Source organism: Chitinophaga sp. (genome assembly GCF_035564935.1).
Taxonomy (GTDB): domain Bacteria; phylum Bacteroidota; class Bacteroidia; order Chitinophagales; family Chitinophagaceae; genus Chitinophaga.
The window spans coordinates 1-4212 of sequence record NZ_DATMTE010000846.1 but is presented as its reverse complement, the minus strand read 5'-3'; the positions used below and the strand labels follow the sequence as shown (position 1 = coordinate 4212).

General features: G+C 49.8%; 3 protein-coding genes. 1 reads left to right on the top strand and 2 read right to left on the bottom strand.

What is annotated here, in order from left to right; genetic code table 11:
- Positions 1-85: 85 nt before the first annotated feature.
- Positions 86-1735, bottom strand: a complete 1650-nt coding sequence (locus tag VN105_RS22165; RefSeq protein WP_325644311.1) for an ABC transporter substrate-binding protein — start codon at positions 1733-1735, stop codon at positions 86-88.
- Positions 1736-1780: 45 nt separating this feature from the next.
- Between VN105_RS22165 and VN105_RS22160 the strand changes: the two genes are divergently transcribed.
- Positions 1781-3412 carry a M1 family metallopeptidase gene (locus VN105_RS22160; RefSeq protein WP_325644309.1) on the top strand — a complete coding sequence of 544 codons (1632 nt, stop codon included), beginning with the start codon at positions 1781-1783 and terminating at the stop codon, positions 3410-3412.
- 40 nt (positions 3413-3452) lie between these two features.
- Here VN105_RS22160 and VN105_RS22155 read toward each other — a convergent pair whose 3' ends face one another.
- Complete coding sequence (locus VN105_RS22155; protein ID WP_325644307.1) at positions 3453-4112, bottom strand: NADPH-dependent F420 reductase; 660 nt, start codon at positions 4110-4112, stop codon at positions 3453-3455.
- Between the last annotated feature and the right edge of the window lie 100 nt (positions 4113-4212).

The following is a 4212-nucleotide window of genomic DNA, read 5'->3' as shown; positions in this document are numbered from 1 at the left end:
CAAATAAGCGTCAAAGGTAAGCTAATTAAGCGGATATAAAACCAGTATAGCTAAACCGGGTGGTGAATAAAATGTTAAAATAATTTTAAATTTTAATTTTCTTTACCCGACGTAACTCTAAGAGATTCATACCGTTATTGCTGAATCCGGAGATGTTGGGTTGCACAAGTCTTACCACTTCATCGTAAAACAGCGGCACTACTGCGGCGTCTGCCATGATCATATTATCCATCTCCTGGTATTGGGCATAGCGGAGGCTATCATTGATCTCCTGCAGGGAGGCTTCATACAGCCGGTCGAAAGCAGGGTTATGATAGCGGGTATAATTAGGCGGTGCGGGATTTTTGCTGTAAAACATGGCCAGGTAGCTTTCTGCATCGGGATAATCGGCGATCCAGCTGCCCCTGAAAAATAACGCCTGGGATTTGGCGGTTTGCTCCAGCAACAGGCTTTTCTGTACAATCTCCACCTGTACGCGTATGCCCACGTTCTCCAGCTGGTTGGCCACATAGTTGGCCAGATCGGCGTAAATGGGAATAGACAATAATTTAATGACGGGCAGTCCTTTCCCGTCGGGGAAGCCGGCTTCCCGCAGCAGCTGCCGGGCCATTGCGGGGTTGCAGGGATAGCCTTTTACCCGCTGTGCAGAAAAAGACGGCAACCCTGCCGGTACAAAACCCGCAGTGGCAGCGGTTCCTATGCCATTGCGGAGATAGGTCATCATTTTCGTACGGTCTATACCGTAGTTGATGGCCTGCCGGATCTTTTTCCACCGGAGCGGCGATGCTTTTACGATAGCCATGCTGCTATCTGTAAGAAAGCCCAGGTATTCCGTATTCAGATAAGGATGTTTGTTCAGCACCATTTTCCCCTCCCACTCCTTACGAAGCTGCCCTTGTTTGGTGAGTACTTCGTCTTTAAAGGAAGCGTCTATATCATTCATAAAGTCCAGCTGCCCCTGCCGGAACAACAGGAACTCTGATGCCTTGCTTTCGAGGAAGCCTACCTGTACCGCTTCCAGGTAAGGCAGGCGATGCCCGGCGCTATCTGTTTCAAAGTAAAGAGGATTGCGGTGCAGCACCAGCGCCTGTCCTTCGTCCCAGAGGAAAAAGCGGAACGGGCCGGTGCCGCAGGGGTGGTTGCGGAAGTCTTTCCCGTATTTTTCAATGGCCTCATGCGGCACAATGGAGCAATATTGCATGCTGAGGATACCCAGCACCGGGTGGAAAGGCCGGTACAGCTTTAGTTCAAAGGTAGAATCATTGAGGGCTTTAAAGCCGCTGTCGGCAGAGAGTTTGCCGTTGAAGATCCAGGCGCCGGGCGATGCCGTGGCGGGGTCCATGATACGGCGGAGGCTATATACCACGTCGTGCGCCGTCATCCGGCGGCCTTTGCCCCCGGGGAAAATGTCGCTGTCGTGAAAGTATACATCCGTTCTCAGGTCGAAGGTATAGGTGCGGTGGTCCGCCGATTCGCGCCATTGTTTTGCCAGCGAGGGACGGATCACCAGGTTGCTGTCGGGCTCCACCAGGGTGTTGTACAATTGCTTTACCGCCCATATTACTTCCTGGCTTTTGGCAAACGCGGGGTCGAGGCTGGCAATTCCGTTGGTACTGTTATAGCGGAATACACGCAGCGACTGTTTTTCCGGGCTACCGCACGCCCCAAGCAGGAGGCTGCATAGCACAGCAAGCCCCCATCTGCATATAACCACCTGACAATAACTACTTTTCATCTGGCAGTAAATTAATATCTTTCAGGCTAAAATATACGAATAAATATGCGCGGCATACCTATGCTTTGTATGGCCCTAATGGCTACCTTAACTGCAGGGGCACAGCAGTTCAGCAGGGCAGACACGCTGAGAGGCACTATCACCCCACAACGCGCCTGGTGGGATGTAACAAACTACGACCTGCACGTGCAGGTAAACCCGGACGACAGCACCTTCAGCGGTTTCAATACCATTACCTATAAGGTACTGAAACCGGATTCCGTGATGCAGATAGACCTGCAGGCGCCCATGGTGATAGATAGTGTGGTACAGGACAAAAAATCGCTGCCCGTTACCCGCGACGGCAATGCCTGGTTTATCAGGATGGCAGCGCCGCAGGCAAAAGATAAATCAAAAAAGATCACGGTATTTTATAGCGGCAAACCCCGCAAAGCAGCGAAAGCCCCCTGGGACGGCGGCGTGGTTTGGGCCAAAGACGAGAAAGGCCGCCCCTGGATAGCCACTGCCTGCCAGGGCCTTGGCGCCAGCATCTGGTGGCCGAACAAAGACACGCAAAGCGATGAGCCGGAAGATATGACCATCAGCGTTACCGTTCCTTCCGATCTCACTGATGTATCCAACGGCCGTTTAAAAAAGACCATCGACAACCCCGACGGCACCAAAACCTTTGTATGGTATGTGAGCAACCCGATCAATAATTATGATGTAGCCGTGAACATAGGTAACTATATAGAAATGAAGGATACCTACTCCGGCGAAGGCGGCAAACTGGACCTGGGTTTCTGGGTACTGGATTATAATGAAGACAAAGCGCGGGAGCATTTCAAAGTAGTAAAGCCTATGCTGAAATGCTTTGAGTACTGGTTTGGAAAGTATCCTTTTTATAAAGACAGCTACAAACTGATAGAAGCACCGTTCCTGGGAATGGAGCACCAGAGCGGTGTGGCATACGGCAACAAATACCAGATGGGCTATTCCGGCAGGGACCTTTCCGGCACAGGCTGGGGCCTGAAGTGGGACTTCCTCATTATCCATGAAAGCGGCCACGAATGGTTTGGCAACAGCATCACCAGCAAAGACCTGGCGGATATGTGGATCCACGAATCCTTCACCAACTATTCCGAAACCCTCTACACCGAATGCCAGTACGGGCGTAAGGCCGCAGATGAATACGTTCAGGGCATCCGTAAAAATATCTTAAATGATAAACCTATCATTGCACCTTACGGAGTAAACGCCGAAGGAAGCGGTGATATGTATTATAAAGGGGCCAACATGCTGCATAACATCCGGCAGATCATGGAAAACGATGAGGCTTTCCGCCAGTTACTGAGGGGGCTGAACAAAACGTTCTATCATCAAACCGTGACTACCCGCGACATTGAAGACTATATGAGCCAGGTGGTGGGTATGAACCTGGATAAAGTATTTGACCAGTACCTGCGTCATACTACGATCCCTACGCTGGAGTACCGCTTCAACGGGCAGCAGCTGCAGTACCGCTGGGTGTCTGATGTAAAGGACTTTAATATGCCGGTGAAAGTGAAGCTGAGCGATAATGGTTATAAGCTGATATACCCCGGCACATTGTGGCGTAGCTCCAATATTACTTTAACTGATCTGAAGAATTTTGAGGTAGATAAAAACTTCTACATAAATTCAAAACAGGTAAAATAAAAAAAGGGACTGGCAATGCACCAGTCCCTTTTTTTATTCTTTATCGTTTTAATAGCTTGAAGGCGTGCCCGGAGCTGTCGTTCAGAAATCCCCAGGCGGACCATAAAATGGAGAGCGGTTCTATGCTGCGGCTCATTTCTATCTTTCCCATATCCGCTACATCGTGCCAGCCTATCTGGTGGAGAAGGTTCACCACTTCCCGTTTAGCATCATTATTATTACCGGCGATAAACATAGTGGGTGCACCTTCCTTAAAATCAGGCAGCAACATTTTTTCATGGCCAATACAGCTGAGCGCCTTTACTACATTGGCATCGGGGGGCAGCCAGGCTTGTATTTGTTCCCCGGCGGAGTTGGTATGACCAATGGTGAGGGTAAGGCGTCCGTTTTCATCGGGGCCTTTGCCATCGAGGGGATTGGTAACATCCACCACTGTTTTGGATTTGAAGTTCCATATACCGGCGGCTTCAATGGCTTTTTTGGTGCCTGCCCAACTGGTACAGATCAGCAGCAGTTCCCCAAATTCGGCTGCCTGCCTGAAAGTGCCGGCCATGGCCTGCTTTCCTTGTTTCTTTATCCATTGTTGGAGGGCTTCCCTGGAGGGATTACGGGTACCGATTGTAACTTGATGACCTGTTTGAATGAGCCCTTTACCAAGAGTTAACCCAACAGGTCCGCTTCCAAGGATACCGATTTTCATGAGCGAAGATTAATTTAAGCAGATAATAGTGCGAACTATGAAGATACTTAAAAAAGTGCGGATTTTGTCTGACTCAGGATTATGATGATTACGCTGATTA

Coding starts and splice junctions, on each gene's coding strand:
- VN105_RS22165 (WP_325644311.1), bottom strand. CDS start 1,735: ATGAAAAGTAGTTATTGTCAGGTGGTTATATGCAGATGGGGGCTTGCT.
- VN105_RS22155 (WP_325644307.1), bottom strand. CDS start 4,112: ATGAAAATCGGTATCCTTGGAAGCGGACCTGTTGGGTTAACTCTTGGT.
- VN105_RS22160 (WP_325644309.1), top strand. CDS start 1,781: ATGCGCGGCATACCTATGCTTTGTATGGCCCTAATGGCTACCTTAACT.